14 protein-coding genes and 1 pseudogene are annotated in these 18248 nt (G+C 71.5%); 10 read left to right on the top strand and 5 right to left on the bottom strand.

Features of this window, described 5'->3' with window-relative positions; translation table 11 throughout:
- Positions 1-273 (top strand): annotated as a pseudogene (locus tag ACZ6AA_RS35670) (glycogen debranching enzyme); the annotation flags it as partial.
- Here the strand turns inward: ACZ6AA_RS35670 and ACZ6AA_RS35665 are convergent.
- The 3 genes from ACZ6AA_RS35665 to ACZ6AA_RS35655 are packed head-to-tail and all read right to left on the bottom strand — an operon-like array spanning position 248 to position 3784.
- Positions 248-3172: an nSTAND1 domain-containing NTPase gene (locus ACZ6AA_RS35665; RefSeq protein WP_471462604.1), complete on the bottom strand. Its 2925-nt coding sequence runs from the start codon at positions 3170-3172 to the stop codon at positions 248-250. The pseudogene ACZ6AA_RS35670 and the gene ACZ6AA_RS35665 sit on opposite strands and share 26 nt — an antisense overlap.
- Positions 3172-3522 carry a CU044_2847 family protein gene (locus ACZ6AA_RS35660; RefSeq protein ID WP_468455148.1) on the bottom strand — a complete coding sequence of 117 codons (351 nt, stop codon included), beginning with the start codon at positions 3520-3522 and terminating at the stop codon, positions 3172-3174. The genes ACZ6AA_RS35665 and ACZ6AA_RS35660 overlap by 1 nt, the downstream gene beginning before the upstream one ends.
- Positions 3523-3580: 58 nt before the next feature.
- Positions 3581-3784 carry a hypothetical protein gene (locus ACZ6AA_RS35655; RefSeq protein WP_468455146.1) on the bottom strand — a complete coding sequence of 68 codons (204 nt, stop codon included), beginning with the start codon at positions 3782-3784 and terminating at the stop codon, positions 3581-3583.
- Positions 3785-4114: 330 nt separating this feature from the next.
- Between ACZ6AA_RS35655 and ACZ6AA_RS35650 the strand changes: the two genes are divergently transcribed.
- The 6 genes from ACZ6AA_RS35650 to ACZ6AA_RS35625 all read left to right on the top strand — a co-directional run bounded on the left by ACZ6AA_RS35650 (position 4115) and on the right by ACZ6AA_RS35625 (position 12850).
- A complete protein-coding gene (locus ACZ6AA_RS35650; RefSeq protein WP_468483425.1) occupies positions 4115-5098 on the top strand; it encodes an Acg family FMN-binding oxidoreductase in 984 nt (327 codons plus the stop codon).
- A 161-nt stretch (positions 5099-5259) separates the two neighbouring features.
- Positions 5260-6159 carry a universal stress protein gene (locus ACZ6AA_RS35645; protein ID WP_468455142.1) on the top strand — a complete coding sequence of 300 codons (900 nt, stop codon included), beginning with the start codon at positions 5260-5262 and terminating at the stop codon, positions 6157-6159.
- A 32-nt stretch (positions 6160-6191) separates the two neighbouring features.
- Positions 6192-7070 (top strand): universal stress protein, encoded by an 879-nt coding sequence (locus ACZ6AA_RS35640; RefSeq protein ID WP_468483427.1) that lies wholly within the window; start codon positions 6192-6194, stop codon positions 7068-7070.
- 144 nt (positions 7071-7214) lie between these two features.
- On the top strand, positions 7215-9608 hold the full coding sequence (locus ACZ6AA_RS35635; protein WP_471462588.1) for a phosphoketolase family protein: 2394 nt from the start codon (positions 7215-7217) through the stop codon (positions 9606-9608).
- A 69-nt stretch (positions 9609-9677) separates the two neighbouring features.
- A complete protein-coding gene (locus ACZ6AA_RS35630) occupies positions 9678-10421 on the top strand; it encodes an HAD family hydrolase (RefSeq protein WP_471462586.1) in 744 nt (247 codons plus the stop codon).
- Between the two features lie 2 nt (positions 10422-10423).
- On the top strand, positions 10424-12850 hold the full coding sequence (locus ACZ6AA_RS35625) for a glycoside hydrolase family 65 protein (RefSeq protein ID WP_471462584.1): 2427 nt from the start codon (positions 10424-10426) through the stop codon (positions 12848-12850).
- Between the two features lie 48 nt (positions 12851-12898).
- Here the strand turns inward: ACZ6AA_RS35625 and ACZ6AA_RS35620 are convergent, their stop codons facing one another.
- The gene (locus tag ACZ6AA_RS35620) at positions 12899-13525 is read right to left on the bottom strand and encodes a hypothetical protein (RefSeq protein ID WP_471462602.1); all 627 of its coding nucleotides are present in this window, start codon (positions 13523-13525) and stop codon (positions 12899-12901) included.
- A 315-nt stretch (positions 13526-13840) separates the two neighbouring features.
- On the opposite strand from ACZ6AA_RS35620, the gene ACZ6AA_RS35615 reads away from it, so the two are divergent.
- The 3 genes from ACZ6AA_RS35615 (at position 13841) to ACZ6AA_RS35605 (ending at position 16473) form a co-directional block, all read left to right on the top strand.
- Positions 13841-14305: a Crp/Fnr family transcriptional regulator gene (locus tag ACZ6AA_RS35615; protein ID WP_468455130.1), complete on the top strand. Its 465-nt coding sequence runs from the start codon at positions 13841-13843 to the stop codon at positions 14303-14305.
- A 314-nt stretch (positions 14306-14619) separates the two neighbouring features.
- On the top strand, positions 14620-15321 hold the full coding sequence (locus tag ACZ6AA_RS35610) for a response regulator (RefSeq protein ID WP_468455128.1): 702 nt from the start codon (positions 14620-14622) through the stop codon (positions 15319-15321).
- A gap of 129 nt (positions 15322-15450) precedes the next feature.
- Positions 15451-16473: an Acg family FMN-binding oxidoreductase gene (locus ACZ6AA_RS35605; protein ID WP_468483432.1), complete on the top strand. Its 1023-nt coding sequence runs from the start codon at positions 15451-15453 to the stop codon at positions 16471-16473.
- Here the strand turns inward: ACZ6AA_RS35605 and ACZ6AA_RS35600 are convergent.
- Positions 16459-18174 carry a sensor histidine kinase gene (locus ACZ6AA_RS35600; RefSeq protein WP_468455124.1) on the bottom strand — a complete coding sequence of 572 codons (1716 nt, stop codon included), beginning with the start codon at positions 18172-18174 and terminating at the stop codon, positions 16459-16461. The two genes, ACZ6AA_RS35605 and ACZ6AA_RS35600, sit on opposite strands and share 15 nt — an antisense overlap.
- Between the last annotated feature and the right edge of the window lie 74 nt (positions 18175-18248).

The following is an 18248-nucleotide window of genomic DNA, read 5'->3' as shown; positions in this document are numbered from 1 at the left end:
CTGACGGTGTTCCTCAACGGCAACGCCATCTCCGAGCCCGGGGAGCGCGGCGAACGCATCACCGACGACTCGTTCCTGCTGATGTTCAACGCCTCGGCGAAATCGCGGGAGTTCCTGGTACCGGTCGGACCTGACCGACCGTGGCAGGTGGTGGCCGACACCGCCCAGGAAGACGGCGGGATATCTCCGCATGCCGGTCGGCAGGCAGAGGCAGGCGAGCGGCTGACTCTGGTCGAGCACGCTCTTGTCATCCTGCGGCGCGCTGCGCGGTGACAGGCGGGATCCCGACGTGGCACTGCCATTCGTCGTCGGTGAGGTCGCGGCCCGCCGCTTCGCGGGCCAGGGCCGCGAGGTGTGCCGCACGGAGCGGCAGCCGGACGACACCGTCCTCGCCGTTGCGTTGCCGCCCTCGGTAGACCAGATGGGCTCCGTCGGCGCTGAAGGCGACATGGCCCATGGGGCCCTCGGCGTCGCCACGACGGTCCCCGGAGGTGAGGTCCCAGATGGTGACACGGCCTCCAGCCATCTGTACCGCTAGGGACAAGCCGTCCGGCGCGAAGTCGAGATCCTCGACGAACCCCGGTGAGGGGAGCGCCAGGACCTCGTCGCCGTCCGCCTGCGCCGACAGCACCCGGGTGACGCCGTCGTCGCCACTCACGGCGACCCTGCTGCCCTGGCCGTCCACGGCCACGCAGGTCGCGGCAGTCGGCAGAGCGACCCGCCACATCTTCTCCACGGAGTCCGTGATCTGGTAGAAGTGCAGCTCACCCGTCTCGGTGCCCAGGCACAGCGCCGTCGCCGTGTCCGTGCAGGCGGCGATCACGGCCGGGGCGGCGAGCGGCACGTCGGCTCCGCTTCCCGCGGCGCCCCAGCACATCCGTACACGCCCACGCGCGTCGATGAGCACACTGGTGTTCTCGTCACCGAGTGTCCAGTGGCGCGTCGCCCCAGGCTCGGTCGACCAACGCCCAGGAGGCCCCTCCGCCCATTCGGGGAGACGGATCCTGTTGGCCGTCCGCCTCAAGTCGCCCTCGTATCCGGCTCCGGGTACGTACTCGAGCTCGGTCCGTCCCGTTCGGTGCAGGCAGGAACGCACCAGGAGATCCACGGCCGGATCGGTGGAGCGCTCCAGAGCCTCCACAGCAAGGAGCATGGCGACTGTCGCGTCGTCGGCGCGCTGCGCGGCCAAGGTGAGGGTGCGCACCAGGGAGTCCTCGAAGAGGGTGCGGTACTTGTGCTCCTCGCGGTCTTGATACTCGCGGTTCGCCCTGATGAACCGGCGTTCCTCGACGGTGACGTCGTTCGGGCGCTCTGCCAGCCAGCGCTCGGAATCGCTGAGCAGAGGTCCGGCCAGTACCGCTGTCTCGTCACCTGCGTGGCGTCGGCGCATGGCGTAGGCGAGCATGCGCCGCCAGGTGCGGAAGGGTTCCTCTTCCTTGAGCCAGGACGCGAGTGTGCCCCAGGCGTTCAGCAGTGCTTCGTGCACCACTTCGACGGTCTCCTCGCCGTCGTCGCTGCGGTTCGTGGTCAACAGCCGCTCGTTGGCCAGTCGGATCGCGATGGACCACTCCGCGGGCCGGAGCTCGGAGCGGGTGGCCACCCGGCGGACGCCCGGCTGGTCGGGCGCGGTCAGGTGGTTGAGGAAAAGCCGTCGTACGAGCGGACGCTCTTCGGGAGCAAGGTCCGCCAGGACGCCGTCGGCGTACTCGGCGAGCGCACCGTCAAGTCCGCCGATCTCCGCCAACGCCTCGAAGGACAGGGTGTGCTGGCCCCGCTGCAGGGTGGACCACATCCGGTCCAGGGTGAACTCCAGCAGAGGAAGGGCACCTGGGCGCCCTTCCACGAGCGAGGCCAACTGGTGCACCAGTCGGCTGTGGAGGGTCATGCCGCGGAGACCGGCAGGCAGCACGATCGCCGCGTTGAGCTCCTCCGTCTCCATGCCACGCAGTGCCACGGCCGTCCGCCGCAGGACCTCCCCGAACCGCCCGGGAAGCACGAAGAACCGGCCGAAGGCGTCCTCCCTGAGGGTGAGCACCGCCACCGTGGCGGATCGTGTACACCCGGCCAGCTCCGCGAGCCCGTCGAGCAGTGCACGCGTGGTCGACGGGTCGTCCTCGACCTCCTCGAACTGGTCGATGACGAGCAGGAGCCGCTCCCCTCCGGTCGCCGCCAGCAGCAGGTCCCCCGCCGCCGACAGGCCGATGGAGCCGATCCGGGCCTGCCATGCCTCCAACTCGGCCACGGGCACATTCACGGGAGACCCTGCGGCGCGGGCGAACCCCGCCGCCAACGCCGTATCCAGGCGTGGACGCGGGCGGACGAGAACGAACCGCCAGTCGGTACGCCCGGCCGCCAGGCGCGGTACGAGTCCGGCCTGCACCAGGGACGATTTGCCCGCACCCGACGCGCCGACCACCGGTACGAGGCCGCGGGCGTCCACGGCCGAGACCAACTCGTCGGTCATCGCGTCACGGCCGAAGAAGAGAGGGGCGTCATCGCGGCCGAATGCCTCCAGCCCCTTGTACGGGGACGCGGGCAGCGGGGCAAAGGCCGCGGGCCATACGGCCACCAGGCTGGTCACCGGGATCGCGTATACGGCCGCGTCGTCACGCCTGGTCGCGACGGCCACCACGATGCCAAGGACACGCCCCGTCTTCGGGTCGAGGACCGGCGTGCCGCTGTACCCCGGCCGGGCCATGTGGGCGCCATGGGCCCGCTGGTCGACCTGCTGCCTGAACTGCTTGACCAGCGGGCGCAGTCGGGCCGATATCCAGCCGCCTGGCCGGCCCTCGACCGGCCCGAACAACAGGACGTCCCCCTCCGTGAGGTCTTCGTGGGCCAACGGCATGGGGGTCGCACCGATCGGCCTGGCTTCACCGACGAGCGTCAGCCCCGCCACGTCGAGCCCGTCGAACGCGGTCCCGGGCTCCGCCCAGACGTCGACCCGAGCACGGCGTTCCGGTGCCAGCGCGGCGAGCTGGGACAGCAACGGAAATTCGAGCCGGACGACCTGTCCCGTGGCATCGTCGGCGCTGCGCGGTGAACGTCCAAGTGCCGCGTTCACGACGTGTGCACAGGTGACGATGTGGTCCTCGTCAACGAGGACACCGTGTCCGACGATTCCCCCACCCGAGGAGCGGAAACGGACGACGGCCGCACCGGACGCGACCATCACGCAGGCGAGGGCTCGGCGGGCACGGGCCGGGGCGTCCACTGGACGGTCACGGTGAAATGCACCTCCGCGGTCCCCTTGGCGAAGATGACCCCCGTCTCGCCTCCCAGCTTGAGCCCGAATTCGATCGACACCGCGTCCGCACTGAGCTCTTCCAGTGTCTTCGCCAGGCCGGTCAGGGCGGGACGAAGGCTCTGAAGGCTCGACTCCAGGGTCCGCGACGCTTGCCCCACCGACCGTCCCGGCTCGGGAGAGGCCAGGACCACGGAGTCCTCCGGGATGTCGGCGAGGTCCACCTCCGCGACGAGGAACTCCCCCGCGTCCAGCGGAATCCGCACCAGCCCGGTCATCCGGCCTCTCCCCTCCGCCACCCGCCTCAGCCCTTCATCGTCTCTCGAAGGGCCACCGTCACACAGCCCCCGTCACAGGCTTTTCCCCGGGCTTGGCCGGTGCCGTGCGACGTGCCCTCGTCGTCGACAACCGGCCGCGGGGCCGACGCAGCCGCAGCACGAGCGCGTCCAGTGCGGTGGCGAGGGCGAAGACCACTGCCACGGCGACGACGAAGAGGACGGCGAAGAGCCTCCAGAACTCCGGGGTCAATGACGTACCCACGATGCTCTCCTCCTCTCGCCGGTGTTTCCCTGCCTTCATCGAACACCGCCGTGCGATCGCCGCGCAGGGGCCACCAGGCCCCCGTACGTCCCGGCTCGGCCCGTCCGCCGGGCCGGGTGGCCCCTGGTGTGCGGTGGGATACCGCGTCACTCTGAAGGTGCCGGGCCGGTACGCCCACCGGGCCGCGGGGCGCGGCCACTCGGACCTCATCCGGCAGGCCCGGTGTCCGCCGCCCGGTGGCATCTGCCGAAGCCGTGGCAAGCCCGTATCGTGGAAGGAGCGACGGTTCCTCTCCGCCCCGCCCCGGCGTGAGCCCATGAGGGAGCCACCATGCCTGATGACAAGACCGTCGAGCGGTTGGTCGCCGCTGCGGCGACCGCACCGTCGATGCACAACGCGCAACCCTGGCGGTTCCGCTTCCTGCGCGACAGCGACACCCTCGAATTGCGCGCCGACCCGGCACGGGCCATGCCCGCTTCCGATCCGTCGCACCGTGCCCTGCACATCGGATGCGGAGCCGCGCTGTTCAATCTGCGCGTCGCGGCGGCGCACGCGGGCCGGCTGCCGCAGGTGCGTCTGCTGCCCGACCACGCCGACCCGGGGCTGCTCGCCAGCGTCGGCCTGTCCGACGGTCCTCCGGAGGGACCGGACGCCGAGCTGGAAAGGCTGTATCCGGCGATACACCGCAGGCACACGAGCCGATACCCCTTCTCCGAGCAGGGGCTCTCGGACGCCCAGCGGGCCGTGCTGGCCCAGGCCGCCGACCGCGAGGGCGCTGTTCTGCTGTTCCCCTCCACCTGGCATCTGGAAGCGCTGCTCGACCTGGTCCAGGACGCCGAGGGGCGTGACGGCGTCGAGCCGGCCCGCGACGAGGACCTCGCCCGCTGGACACGGCTCGGTGCGGCCGAGGCCGACACGGCCACCGAAGGCGTCCCCGAGTACGCCTTCGGCCCTCACAAGCGGGACGGCCGCGCCCCGGTGCGCGACTTCGCAGGCCGTCGGCCCGTCTCCGACCGCGGGACGACCACCTTCGAGTCCCAGCCGAACCTGGTCCTGCTCGGCACCGCGGACGACCGGCCGGCCGACTGGCTGCGCGCCGGCCAGGCCATGGAACGGGTCCTCCTGCGGGCCACGCTCGACGGCCTGGCCACTTCCCTCACGTCTCATGCCCTGGAGTGGCCGGACCTGCGCGAGCTCGTGCGGGATCCGACGTCGGCCGTGGGCTTCGTGCAGATGGTGCTGCGCATCGGTCACGGCCCGCACGGGCCGACGACCCGCCGTCGCCCGGTGCGCGAGGTTCTGGAGTTCGGGTAGGGCCGGTCGGCCCCTGCCGGGACCTGGTCGGCCCTTCCACCTCAGTCGCCCCACGCACGACACTGAAATCGAAGCCAGGTGCGAATCGAGGCCGTGAACGATCGAGGCAAGGGCAACTCGCCGTCCTCGGCGACTCCGGCCCTGACCAGGAGGTACGCATCATGTCCCGCACTGTCGTCGCCGGTTTCGACGGCTCCCCCGAGAGCCGTGCCGCCGCCGAGTGGGCGGTCCGCGAGGCACAGCTGCTCGGCTCGGAGCTGAAGCTGGTCAGCGTCTGGCAGCCCGTTCCGCTGGCGTACACGCCGTTCCTCGGTGCCGAGAGCCAGCAGCACGAGGCGGTACGGGTGCCTCATGAGGCGGCCGACGGCCTCAGGTTGCGCCACCCCGGTGTGTCCGTGAGCGTGGAGCAGCTCAGCGGGCGGCCCAGTGAGGTGCTGGCCTCCGCGGCGGACGAGGCCGGGCTGTTGGTTCTCGGGGCGCGCGGGCTGAGCGGTCTCGGCGGTTTCCTGGTCGGGTCCGTGGGGCAGGCCGTGGTGGCCCATGCCCGACGCCCGGTGGTCCTCGTCCGGGCAGGGGAACAAGCCGCGGACGAGCACGTTCAGGACCCGTCCGGGATCCCGTCCGCCGCGACGGCGTACCGGCCCGTCGTCCTAGGGCTCGACGCCGACAGCCCCGACGCGTCGGTGATCGAGTTCGCCTTCGAGGCCGCGGCGCGCCGTGAGACGGCCCTGCGCGTCGTCCACGCCTGGCCGCTGCCTCCATACTTCGCCTACGGCCTCCCCGAGGACCCCGAACTCAACGCCCGGCTGGCCAAGGACGACGCGGCCGCTCTGACCGACGTCCTCGGCTCCTGGCGGCAGAAGTTCCCGTCCGTCGAGGTGCGGGAGGAATCCCGCCCCGGCAGGCCCGCGGACCACCTGACCGCCGCCTCCAAGGACGCCTCGCTCGTGGTCGTCGGGCGCCGCGTCCGCAGCTCACCGGTCGGTCCCCGCATCGGGCCGGTCACGCACGCGGTGCTGCACCACGCGGCCGCCCCGGTCGCCGTCGTCCCGCACGACTGACTCGAACAGGACGGGTGAAGGAGATGCCGCGCATGGAACTGCCCGTGGTCGTCGGCGTCGACGGTTCCGCTCCGAGCATGCGGGCCGTGGACTGGGCGTCGGACGAGGCCGCCCTGCACGGCGTGCCGTTGCGGCTGGTGTACGCCTCGTTGTGGGAGCGCTACGAAGGGCCCGCGCTGGCGCAGGTGCTGGGCAAGCCCTCGCAGCATGTGCGCGCCGACCTCATCGTCGGCGGTGCCGTCGAACGGGCCGAGCGCCGCGTACCGGATCTGAAGATCTCCGCCGAAGTGCTGCGCGCCGACGCGGTGAGCGCCCTGCTCCGGGAGGCCCGCAACGCCTCCATGGTGGTCGTGGCGTCCCGCGGCCGCAGTGGCGTCGCCGAGTTGCTGCTCGGCTCGGTCAGCCTGGCGGTCGCCGCACGAGCCGCCTGCCCCGTCGTCGTGCTGCGCGACGGCCGCGGCCAGGGTCCTTGGACCCGTGCCGGGCAGCGGATCGTGCTCGGGGTCGGCGACGAGGCGGACTCGGCGGCGGTGCGCTTCGCGTTCCAGGAGGCCGCCGACCGCCACGCCGCACTGCACGCCGTACGGGCGTGGCGCTGTCCCGCGCACGACTCGTCCGATCCCCCGCTCACGGTCGGCGATGCCGCCCGTGACCACGAACAACGCGCCACGGACCTGGTGAACGAGACGCTGCGGGACGCGGTGGTGGAGCACCCCTCCGTGCGGGTACGCCCCCGGATGGTCGAGGGGGTGGCACGCACGGCGCTGGTGGAGGCTTCGCGCACCGCCGACCTCCTCGTCGTGGGCGCCCGCCGACACCGCGGACACCTCGGTCTCCAGCTCGGCCGGGTCACGCACGCGGTGCTGCACCATTCCGCCTGCCCCGTGGCCGTCGTCCCGCAGCGGACGTGACGCCGGTGCCCCGCTCAGAGCCCGGCCGTGTGGTCGGCAGCGACACGGGGGCGCTTCCTCCTTCCGGCCACGCCGCCTCCCTTGTTCTTCGAGTGCTCCTCGAACCGCTCCTCGACCCATCCAACGACGTTCACGAGGTTGTTCATGACCAACGCCAGGCAAGAGCACCCGGACAGCAGCACGACGTTGACCGACGAGGAACTACGCACACTGGACGCCCACTGGCGGGCCGCCAACTACTTGGCGGTCGGCCAGATCTACCTGCTCGCCAATCCCCTGCTCACCGAGCCGCTGCGGCCCGAGCACATCAAGCCGCGGCTGCTCGGACACTGGGGCACATCGCCCGGACTCAACCTGGTCCACACACACCTCAACCGTGTGATCAAGGAGCGCGGCCAGGACGCCCTGTGCGTCTGGGGGCCCGGTCACGGTGGGCCGGCCGTCCTCGCCAACTCCTGGCTCGAAGGCAGCTACAGCCAGACGTACCCCGATGTGACCCGGGACGCGGTGGGCATGGAGCGGCTGTTCCGCCAGTTCTCCTTCCCTGGCGGAGTGCCGAGCCACGTCGCCCCCGAGACCCCGGGCTCCATCCATGAGGGCGGCGAACTCGGCTACGCCCTCTCCCACGCCTACGGCGCCGCACTCGACAACCCCCAGCTCCTTGTCACCTGCGTGATCGGCGACGGCGAGGCGGAGACGGGACCGCTGGCCGCCTCCTGGCACTCCAACAAGTTCCTCGACCCCGTGCACGACGGCGCGGTCCTGCCGGTCCTGCACCTCAACGGCTACAAGATCGCCAACCCCACGGTGCTGTCCCGGCTCCCGGAGGCCGAACTCGACGAGCTGCTGCGGGGATACGGCCACGCCCCGCTCCATGTCACGGGCCACGATCCGCTCCAGGTCCACCGGGACATGGCCCAGGCCATGGACACCGCCCTGGACCGCATCACCGAGATCCAGCGCACGGCACGCAAGGAGGGCGGGATCGACCGGCCCCTGTGGCCCGTGATCGTGCTGCGCACCCCCAAGGGCTGGACCGGACCCGCCGAGGTCGACGGGCTGCCCGTGGAGGGCACATGGCGCTCCCACCAGGTCCCGCTGTCCGGCGTCCGCGACAACGGGGAGCATCTGCGGCAGCTCGAGGAGTGGATGCGGTCGTACCGGCCCGAGGAACTCTTCGACGCACAGGGACGGCCGCGGGAGCAGGTCCTCGCCTGTGTCCCCGAGGGCACGCGGCGCCTTGGCTCCACCCCGCACGCCAACGGCGGACTGCTGCTGCGGGAGCTGCCGGTACCGCCCCTGGAGAAGTACGCCGTCGCCGTGGACAAGCCCGGCGCCACCCTGCACGAGCCCACCCGTGTGCTCGGCGACCTGCTCGAATCCGTCATGTCGGCGACGAGCGAGCGGCGTGACTTCCGGATCGTCGGTCCTGACGAGACCGCCTCCAACCGTCTCCAGGCCGTCTATGCCGCCAGCGGCAAAGCCTGGCAGGCCGAGATGCTGCCCGTGGACGAACACCTCGACCGGCACGGCCGAGTCATGGAGATCCTCTCCGAGCACACCTGCCAGGGCTGGCTGGAGGGCTATCTGCTCACCGGCCGACACGGCCTGTTCTCCTGCTACGAGGCGTTCGTCCACATCGTCGACTCGATGGTCAACCAGCACATCAAGTGGCTGCGGGTCACCCGTCGCCTGCCCTGGCGCGCGCCCATCGCCTCGCTCAACTACCTGCTGACGTCGCACGTATGGCGCCAGGACCACAACGGCTTCTCCCACCAGGACCCCGGCTTCGTCGACCACGTCCTCAACAAGAGCCCCGAGGTCGTACGGGTCTATCTCCCGCCGGACACCAACACCCTGCTGTCCGTGGCCGACCACACCCTGCGCAGCCGCGACTACGTGAACGTGATCGTCGCGGGGAAGCAGCCCTGTTTCGACTGGCTCAGCCTGGAGCAGGCGCGCGCCCACTGCGCCCGCGGTGCGGGGATCTGGACCTGGGCCGGTACCGAGGACAGCGCGCGGGAACCGGACGTGGTGCTCGCGGGTGCGGGTGACGTACCCACCCAGGAAGTGCTGGCCGCGGCGCAGTTGCTCCGCCAGCATCTGCCGGAGCTCGCCGTACGGGTCGTCAACGTCGTCGACCTGGCCCGCCTGCTGCCCGCCGAGGAGCACCCGCACGGCATGCCCGCCGCCCAGTACGACGCCCTGTTCACCCAGGACAAGCCGGTCATCTTCGCGTACCACGGCTATCCGTGGCTGATCCACCGCCTCGCCTACCGTCGCACCGGCCACCACAACCTGCACGTGCGCGGCTACAAGGAGATCGGCACCACGACGACGCCCTTCGACATGGTGGTCCGCAACGACATGGACCGTTACCGCCTGGTCATGGACGTCATCGACCGCGTCCCTGGCCTCGCCGTCCGCGCTGCCGACGTACGGCAGTCGATGGAGGACACCCGGCTGCGCCACCACGCCTGGATCCGCGAACACGGCACCGATCTCCCCGAGGTCGCCGACTGGACCTGGACCGCCTGACGTGCCCCGGCCCGTACGGGAGTACGTCTCCATGAGCGCAAGCACCGGCCTCGGCTCCGGCATCCGCCGATGAGCTCGGGTCCCGCCCGGGCCGCCGTTCCCCGCGCACTGCGGGGCACGGCGGCCGTGGTCCTCGACACCGACGGCGTCATCACCGATTCGGCGCGGGTGCACGCCGCCGCGTGGAAGACGGCCTTCGACGCCCACCTGCGCGACCGGCAGGTCCACCAGCGCCCCTTCGACGTCCGCGACGACTACCTGCGGTACGTCGACGGCAAGTCACGTCTCGACGGGGCACGGGCCTTCCTGGAGTCCCGCGGGCTCGACTCCGCCGAGGACGAGGTGCGGGCCGTAGCCGCCGACAAAGAACGGCTGTTCACCGAGCGGCTGCGTCGGCACGGCATCGACGCCTATCCCGGCACGGTCCGGCTGCTGCGTGTCCTGCGGTCGGCGGGACTTCCGCTGGCTGCCGCGTCCGCGTCCCGGCACGCTCCGGAACTCCTCGACCACGCGGGGGTACGGGACCTCTTCGACACCCTGGTCGACGGTGCCGCGGCCGCCCGCCTGCACCTGCCCGGCAAGCCCGACCCCGCCCTGTTCCTGGAGGCCGCCCGCCGCCTGGGCGTCCCCGCCGCTCGCACCGCCGTCGTCGAGGACGCCCTCGCGGGCGTGGCGGCAGGGCGGCGCGGCGGCTTCGGCCTGGTCGTCGGCGTGGACCGGGCCCGCACCCCGCAGACACGTGCCGCTCTCCTGGACCACGGCGCGGACATCGTGGTCGACGACCTCGCCGATCTCCTCGCATCGGAGGACTGAGCATGCCCGACGGGACCGACCTCACGGACCTCACCGACTGGACCTGGGAGTACGAGGGCTACGACCCCGCGCAGGAACGGCTCCGTGAGTCGCTGTGCACCCTCGGCAACGGCTATTTCGCCACACGCGGCGCCGCCCCCGAGTGCGCCGCCGGCACCGTCCACTACCCCGGCACGTACGCCGCGGGCTGCTACAACCGGCTGACGTCCGAGGTGGCCGGGCGCTCGATCGAGAACGAGGACATGGTCAACCTGCCCAACTGGCTGCCGCTGCGCTTCCGTACCGGCGCGGGCGAATGGCTGGCCCCCGACACGCACAAGCTCCTCGACCACCGCCTGAGCCTCGACCTGCGCTCCGGGATCCTCACCCGCACCCTGCGCTACGAAGACGAAGACGGCCGCCGTCTGGCGGTGCGCCAACTGCGCCTCGCGCACATGGCGGACCCTCATCTGGCACTGCTGCGCACCGAGTTCACCGCGGAAGGATGGTCCGGGGACCTCGACGTCGAAGCGGCGCTCGACGGGACGGTCACCAACGCCGGCGTCGAGCGCTACCGGCGACTGGCCGCACGCCATCTCACACACGCACACACCGGCGCCTCGGACGACAGGACCACGGTGTGGTTGCGCTGCCGCACCACGACGTCCGACATCCGCGTCGGCCTGGCCGCCCGGACCACCGCCGACGCTCCGGCGAGGATATCCGTCGCGCGCGACGACGGGCGGGCCGTCCAGCGACTGCTGCTCCGCCTCACCGACGGACAGACCGTGACCCTCGACAAGACCGTCGCGCTGCACACCTCGCGCGACCCGGCCATCAGCGACCCGCTGCACGCCGCCATCGACCGGGTGGGCCGCGCTCCCGACGCCACCGCGCTGATCGCCTCGCACCGCACCGCCTGGCGGCAGCTGTGGCGCAACGCCGAGCTGGACGTCCCCGACAGCACGGGTCCGGTGCTGCGGCTGCACCTCTTCCACGTCCTGCAGACCCTCTCCCCGCACACGGCCGACCTGGACGTCGGCGTCCCGGCTCGCGGCCTGCACGGAGAGGCCTACCGGGGCCACGTGTTCTGGGACGAGCTGTTCATCCTGCCCTACCTCAACCTGCACCTGCCCGAGGTCTCCCGCGCCCTGCTCGCCTACCGCCACCGCCGTCTGGAACAAGCCTGCTTCGCCGCCCGCGACGCCGGGCACAGCGGCGCCATGTACCCGTGGCAGAGCGGCAGCGACGGCCGGGAGGAGACCCAGGAGCTGCACCTCAACCCGCGCTCGGGCCGCTGGCTGCCCGACCACTCCCGCCTCCAGCACCACGTCGGTTCGGCGATCGCGTACAACGTGTGGCAGTACTGCGAGGCGAGCGGCGACAGCGAGTTCCTGCACACCAAGGGCGCCGAGATGCTGGCGCAGATCGCACGGTTCTGGGCCGGGCTCGCCACGTACGACAAGGCGCTCGGCCGCTACCGCATCCGCGGCGTGGTCGGCCCCGACGAGTACCACGACGCCTATCCGGGATCGGCGCGCCCGGGCCTCGACGACAACGCGTACACGAACGTCACCGCCGCCTGGGTGCTGGCCCGAGCACTCGACGTGGTCCGCGGCCTGCCCGAACCGCGTCGCCGGGACCTCGCCGAGCGCATCTCCCTCGCCGCCGGTGAGCTCGACGCCTGGGAGGACGTGTCCCGGAAGCTGTACGTGCCTTTCCACGGCGGCGTCATCAGCCAGTTCGAGGGCTACGGCGAGCTGGCCGAGCTCGACTGGGTGTCGTACCGGGCGCGTTACGGCGACATCCGGCGCCTGGACCGGATCCTGGAGGCCGAGGGCGACAGCGTCAACCACTATCAGGCGTCCAAGCAGGCCGACGTCCTGATGCTCGGCTATCTCTTCGGGCCGCGCGAACTCCAGGGCCTCTTCCGGCGGTTGGGGTACGTACTGGACGACGCCACGTGGCAGCGCACCGTCGATCACTACCTGGCCCGTACCAGCCACGGATCCACTCTCAGCAGCCTCGTCCACGGCTGGGTCCTGGCCCGCGCCCGGCGCTCCGATGCCTGGACCTACGTCCAGGAGGCGCTGGCCGGGGACATCGCCGATCTGCAGGGCGGCACCACCGGGGAGGGCATCCACCTCGGCGCCATGGCCGGCACGCTCGACCTCGTCCAGCGCGGTCTCACCGGCCTCGAGACCCGCGGCGGGGCGCTGCGCCTGGATCCCGTACCGCTGCCGGAGCTGTCCGAGTACGGCTTCGCGATCCGCTATCGGGGGCACTGGAGTGTCCGGCTGCGGCTGAGCGCGGGACAGCTGCGGATCACCGTGCCGGAGTCCGACCGGGATCCGATCGACATCGCGCTCGCCGACCGCACCGTGCCGGTGGCGCCCGGGGAGTCGTGCGCCCTCGCCCTCACGGGCGAGCAAAGGGCGTGGACGGCATGAGCCAGTCCACGCCCCTCGACCCCCGCGCCGGGTACCCGCGGCTTCCGGTCAGCGCAGCCAGTGGTTGCGACGGACCACGGGGAGCCTCGCCCACAGCCTGCCGACGCCCAAGGTGTCGCCGGAGGAGGCCGCCGCGAGGGCTATGAGTGCCACGGCGTAGATGAGGTGGTACTCCACCAGGGGGTTCGTGGACATGCTCGCTCCGCCGTCGGAGAGGTGCTTGGCGGGCGGCCATTCGGCCATCCACATCAGGGCCATCATGAGCGTGCCCGCCAGCGCGGCGAGACGCAGGGCGATGCCGCTGACCAGGGCGACTCCGATACCGAGCAGGCCGAGCATGAACAGCCAGTCGGCCCAGGCGTCACCGGCCCAGGAGTGGAACGTGGACTCCATCGGGCCGGCCGCCACATTGCTCAGGAACCCCTTGGTCGGCGAACCGCCGTCAACCCACCCCTGGCCCGACGCGGTGGCGTAGCCGAAGCCGAAGGCCTTGTCGAGGAACGCCCACAGGAAGACGAACCCGGTCAGCAGGCGCAGCGAGGCGAAGGCGTAGTCCCGCACGGTGTGCGCCTCGGCGCGGTGCGTCACCGCGGTCGCGGACGAGTCGCGCCGGGTCCTGCGGAGGGACGGCAGGTGGAGTCCCGGGCTGCGGTGCGGGTGGTCGTGCACGGCCATGGTGATGCCCTTCCGGTGAGCGGTGCTCTCGATGCCTGACATCGCTCACTCTTCTCGCCCGGGACGGGGTCCGCCGGATGCCGAAGGGCCGTCACTGTGGTTCCGTTCGGTCCCACGGTGCGGGACCGAACGGACCCGTGGGGAGGGGCCGCACGGCCGGGCCCGCGCGAACCGCAGGCCAGTTCCGGCGCGTCCGGCGACGGTGCGCCTCGGTACCGACCGGCCCGCAGCGGAGCCGTTGGGCCCTTGGGCTGCGGGGCGACTCGGGAACATCCTGGAAGTGGCGAGTGCTCACACCCCTTCTGGAGGCACCCCATGAACCAGTCCCCCATGCCGAGCACGCTCAAGACACTGCCCTCGGCGGACCAGCAACGGCTGATGGACATCGCCCGCGAGGTGTCGTTCCCGCAGGGCACCCGGCTCTTCGAGGAGGGCGGGCACGCCGACCGGTTCTGGATCGTCCGTACCGGTACCGTCGCGCTGGATCTGCACGTTCCGGGCCGTCGCGAGGCCGTCATCGAGTCCCTCGGCCACGGCCAGCTCGTCGGCTGGTCCTGGCTGTTCGCCCCGTATGTCTGGCACCTGGGTGGCGAGGCGACGGCGCCTGTACGGGCCTACCAGTTCGACGCGCCCGCCGTGCGGACGATGTGCCAGGAGGACCCGGAGTTCGGCCGGCACGTCGCCGAGTGGGTGGGAGGAGTCGTCGCCCACCGGCTGCACTCGACACGCACGCGGCTCCTCGATCTGTACGCCCCGTACGGCAGCGGCAACACCCTGTGACTTCCTGCGCTCCGGGCTCCGCGCAGGACTGACCGCCATGCACGGCAGCCCGCACGTCGTGGGCGACGTCATGACGCGATGCCCCTTGTCGGCGCACCGGGCGACGCCCTTGTCAAACGCCTTCCGGTCGTCGACGGACAAGGCTGCCTGGTGGGCATGGTGAACCCGGGCGGTGGAGGGTGTCGTGGACGTGGAGTTCGTGCCCACCGAGAATGGTGGGACCGGTCGGCCCTAGTGCGCCGAAGGCCGGACGGGTGATGATCGTCGTGACGGACAGCCCGCGGTCCGTCGTCCTCCGGGGAAAAGGGGTCGACATGAGCGAGGCACGCACGTTCACCGAGTCCCACCCGATCCGCGTCTTCCTGCTCGACGACCACGAGGTCGTCCGACGTGGCCTGTCCGACCTCCTGGAGGCCGAGCCGGACATCTCGGTGGTGGGTGACGCCGACACCGTCGAGCAGGCACTCGTGCGAGGTCCCGCGGTGCGTCCGCACGTGGCGGTCCTCGACGTCCGCCTGCCCGACGGCGACGGCGTGACCGTCTGCCGGGAGCTGCGCAGTCGGATGCCGGAGCTGGCCTGCCTGATGCTGACGTCCTTCGACGACGAGGATGCCCTCCTCGACGCCATCATGGCCGGAGCCGCGGGCTACGTACTCAAGCAGATCAAGGGTTCCGACCTCGTTTCGGCGGTACGCACGGTCGCCTCGGGGCAGTCGATGCTCGATCCGGAGACGACCGCCCGCCTGATGCGCTCCTTGCGCGCCGAACCCGGCGACGCCCCTGCCGTCGCACCCGAACTGGCCGCCCTCTCGTCCCGGGAGCGCGACATCCTCACGCTCATCGGGGAAGGCCTCACCAACCGGGAGATCGGCAAGCGGCTCTATCTGTCGGAGAAGACCGTCAAGAACCACATTTCCCGGCTCCTGGCCAAGCTCGGCGTGCACCGCCGCGTGCAGGCCGCGGTCCTCGCCTCGCAGTTGGAGCAGCCAGAGCCCCGGCAGCCGCCCACGAAGTGACGGCGCGGGGCCGTACGGCACCGTGCGAGGCCTGACGGCCCCTCCCCCGTCGTCGCCGCGGACGCCACGCTGGATCTGCTCACCGCATCGCCCCGCCGAATCGTCGGTACGGGCGGGGAGGAGTTCCTGATGAGTGCTGCCGTGCTGGACGCGTCCACGCTCGAAACCCTGGTCGCCGCGGCCGTGGCCGCCCCGTCGATCCACAACAGTCAGCCCTGGCGCTTCCGGCTGGATCCGGACGACACCGCTCTGGAGATCCGTGCCGTGGAGCGGCGCGGGCTGCGCCACATCGATCCGCACGGCCGGGCGCTGCACGTGTCCGTCGGCTGTGCGGTCTTCAACCTCCGGGTGGCGGTGGCGCACTTCGGCTGGACCCCGGTGGCCCGGCTGCTGCCGCGATCAGCCGAGCCGGACCTGTTGGCCGTCGTGCCCCTCTGCGGCACCGCCACGGGCCGGCCGGCGCGCCTGTCGGCTCTGTACGACGCTCTGTGGCGTCGGCACAGCAGCCGGTTCCCCTTCTCCGGGCGACCGCTGCCCCGCACGTTGCTGGGCGAGCTCGCCATGGCCGCGCACACCGAGGGCGCTCTCCTCACCCACCCCGGTCCAGCCGAGACGGATCGTCTTCTCCAGCTCACGCGCGAGGCGGAGCGCCTTACCACCGCCGACGGCGACCGGGCCGCGGAGAGCCGCCGCCTGGTGCACGGCATCGACGGCACAGGCCTCGGCATTCCGTCGGCGGCCCTGGGCCGGCAGGATGCCCACGAGCGGATTCCGATGCGGGACTTCGGCGCCCACCGGCATCCGGGCGTGCTCGTCAGCCGCCCCTTCGAGAAGCGCCCTTCGGTCTCCGTGCTGTCCACCGTCCACGACCGCAGGGTGGACTGGCTGCGGGCCGGACAGGCCCTCGAACGCGTCCTGTTGGTGGCCACCGCCCACGGCGTACGCGCTTCGCTGCTGCACCAGGCACTGGAGTGGCCGGGCCTGCGCGAGCGCCTGACGGGACCGCGGCACGGCCGACCGGAGCACGCCCACATGGTGATCCGCCTCGGGTACGGCCCGGAGGGGCCACCGTCCCCGCGTCTCACGGCGCGCCAGGTGATCGACGACGGCGGACCTCCGCCCCGTCCCGGCAGGTTCTCAAGCCTTCCCTGAACGCGTCGGCACGCGCCACACCAGCCGTGTCCCGCTGCCTTCGGGCCGTTCACCGAACGTCAGCTCTCCGCCGAGCGTGCGAGCCCGGTCCGCCATGTTGGCCAGTCCGCTCCGGGCGACGTCGCCCGGAATGCCGCAGCCGTTGTCCGCGACGCAGAGAGTCAACTCACCGCCGGTGCAGCGTAGATGGATGTCCACGGATGACGCCTTCGAGTGCCGGGCGACGTTGCTGAGCGCCTCGCTGAGGACCGCGAGCGTGTGGTCGGCGACATCCGCCGGTACGTCCGTTTCGACGAGGCCTTCGATCCGCAGCGCGGGAGCGAACCCGAGCGACGCGGTCGAGGTACTGACCGTCTCCGCGACACGGGCCCGCAGGCCCCCGCCGCCGACCGCTCCGTCGCCGCGCCCACGCAGGCCGAAGATGGTGGATCGAATGATCTTGATGGTGTCGTCGAGGTCGTCCACGGTGCGTGACAGCCGCTCGACGGCCTGCGGATGGTCCACGAACCGCTGAGTGCTCTGCAACGTCATCCCGGCGGCGAACAGCCGCTGAATGGCCAGATCGTGCAAGTCACGGGCGATCCGGTCGCGGTCCTGCAAGAGGGCCACCTGTTCGGCGTCCTGACGCCGTTCGGCGAGTTCGAACGCCAGCGCCGCCTGCCCCGCGAAGCCGAGCAAGGGACCGGTGTCGTCGCCCGCGAAAGCCGTCTTGCCTGCTGTCCGTCCGAGCAGCAGCACGCCACGGGCCTTCCCGCCGGCGCCGAGCGGAACGGCCACGACCGGGCCGAGCCCGACCCACTCCGCGGCATCCGCGCGGGTGCGGGCGTCATGCCGGATGTCGGGGCTCACCACAGGCTCGGATGCGGTGAGAGCGGCACCGACGAAGCCGTCCTGGGCGGAGAGTCGCAGGCCGCTGCGCCGCTCCGCGTCCGTGCCGACGGCGAGCAGCGGCCGCAGCTCCTCGGTTCTGGCGACGTACTCCGCGATCATCCCCACATCGGCCGAGACGATGTCACGGGCCTGCTCGACGATCAGTTCCATGACCCGCGTGCCGGGCTCCCCGGACAGCAGAGTGCTGGTCACCTCCGCACTGGCCCGCAGCCAGCGCTCGCGCAGCCGCGCCTCCTCGTACAACCGCGCGTTCTCGATCGCGACACCCGCCGCCACCGCGAGGGTCGAGAGCACCGCCTCGTCCTCGGCGTCGAACTCGGTGGCACCGCGCTTCTCCGTGAGGTACAGGTTGCCGAAGACCTGGTCGCGCACCCGGATGGGGACACCCAGGAACGAATGCATCGGCGGGTGTTCCGCCGGGAAACCCTGGGACGCGGGATGCTCGGAGAGCTCTGGCAGGCGCAGCGGCTGCGGATGCCGGATCAGTTCGCCGAGAATCCCGTGCCCGCTGGGCAGATCACCGATCCGGCCGCGCTGCTCGTCGTCGATGCCGACCGTCAGGAACTGCACGAGCCTGCTGTCGTCGCCGATCACTCCGAGCGCGCCGTACTCGGCGTCCACCAGCACGACCGCGGCCTCGACGATGCGCCGCAACACTTGTGGCAGCCCGAGCTCCCGGCCCACCGAGAGCACCGCTTCCAGGAGGCTGTGGACCCGGTCCTGCGTACCGCGTGCGGCGTCGATCCGCGTCTGCAACTCGTCCAGCAATTCGTCCAGTCGCAGCTTGGGCAGGTGCTGGTCGGGTCCCATGTGCGCTTCCCCACTCACCGCTACCTCCGACCGGATCCTGCAGCCAAAGTGCGGCTCGGCAGCCACGCTCCTTT

The organism is Streptomyces sp. NPDC040610, assembly GCF_055594065.1.
The sequence above is the reverse complement of the archived record's forward strand: the minus strand, read 5'-3'. Positions and strand labels throughout refer to the sequence as shown.

Coding starts and splice junctions, on each gene's coding strand:
- ACZ6AA_RS35665 (WP_471462604.1), bottom strand. CDS start 3,172: ATGGTCGCGTCCGGTGCGGCCGTCGTCCGTTTCCGCTCCTCGGGTGGG.
- ACZ6AA_RS35660 (WP_468455148.1), bottom strand. CDS start 3,522: ATGACCGGGCTGGTGCGGATTCCGCTGGACGCGGGGGAGTTCCTCGTC.
- ACZ6AA_RS35650 (WP_468483425.1), top strand. CDS start 4,115: ATGCCTGATGACAAGACCGTCGAGCGGTTGGTCGCCGCTGCGGCGACC.
- ACZ6AA_RS35645 (WP_468455142.1), top strand. CDS start 5,260: ATGTCCCGCACTGTCGTCGCCGGTTTCGACGGCTCCCCCGAGAGCCGT.
- ACZ6AA_RS35640 (WP_468483427.1), top strand. CDS start 6,192: ATGGAACTGCCCGTGGTCGTCGGCGTCGACGGTTCCGCTCCGAGCATG.
- ACZ6AA_RS35635 (WP_471462588.1), top strand. CDS start 7,215: ATGACCAACGCCAGGCAAGAGCACCCGGACAGCAGCACGACGTTGACC.
- ACZ6AA_RS35630 (WP_471462586.1), top strand. CDS start 9,678: ATGAGCTCGGGTCCCGCCCGGGCCGCCGTTCCCCGCGCACTGCGGGGC.
- ACZ6AA_RS35625 (WP_471462584.1), top strand. CDS start 10,424: ATGCCCGACGGGACCGACCTCACGGACCTCACCGACTGGACCTGGGAG.
- ACZ6AA_RS35620 (WP_471462602.1), bottom strand. CDS start 13,525: ATGGCCGTGCACGACCACCCGCACCGCAGCCCGGGACTCCACCTGCCG.
- ACZ6AA_RS35615 (WP_468455130.1), top strand. CDS start 13,841: ATGAACCAGTCCCCCATGCCGAGCACGCTCAAGACACTGCCCTCGGCG.
- ACZ6AA_RS35610 (WP_468455128.1), top strand. CDS start 14,620: ATGAGCGAGGCACGCACGTTCACCGAGTCCCACCCGATCCGCGTCTTC.
- ACZ6AA_RS35605 (WP_468483432.1), top strand. CDS start 15,451: ATGAGTGCTGCCGTGCTGGACGCGTCCACGCTCGAAACCCTGGTCGCC.
- ACZ6AA_RS35600 (WP_468455124.1), bottom strand. CDS start 18,174: ATGGGACCCGACCAGCACCTGCCCAAGCTGCGACTGGACGAATTGCTG.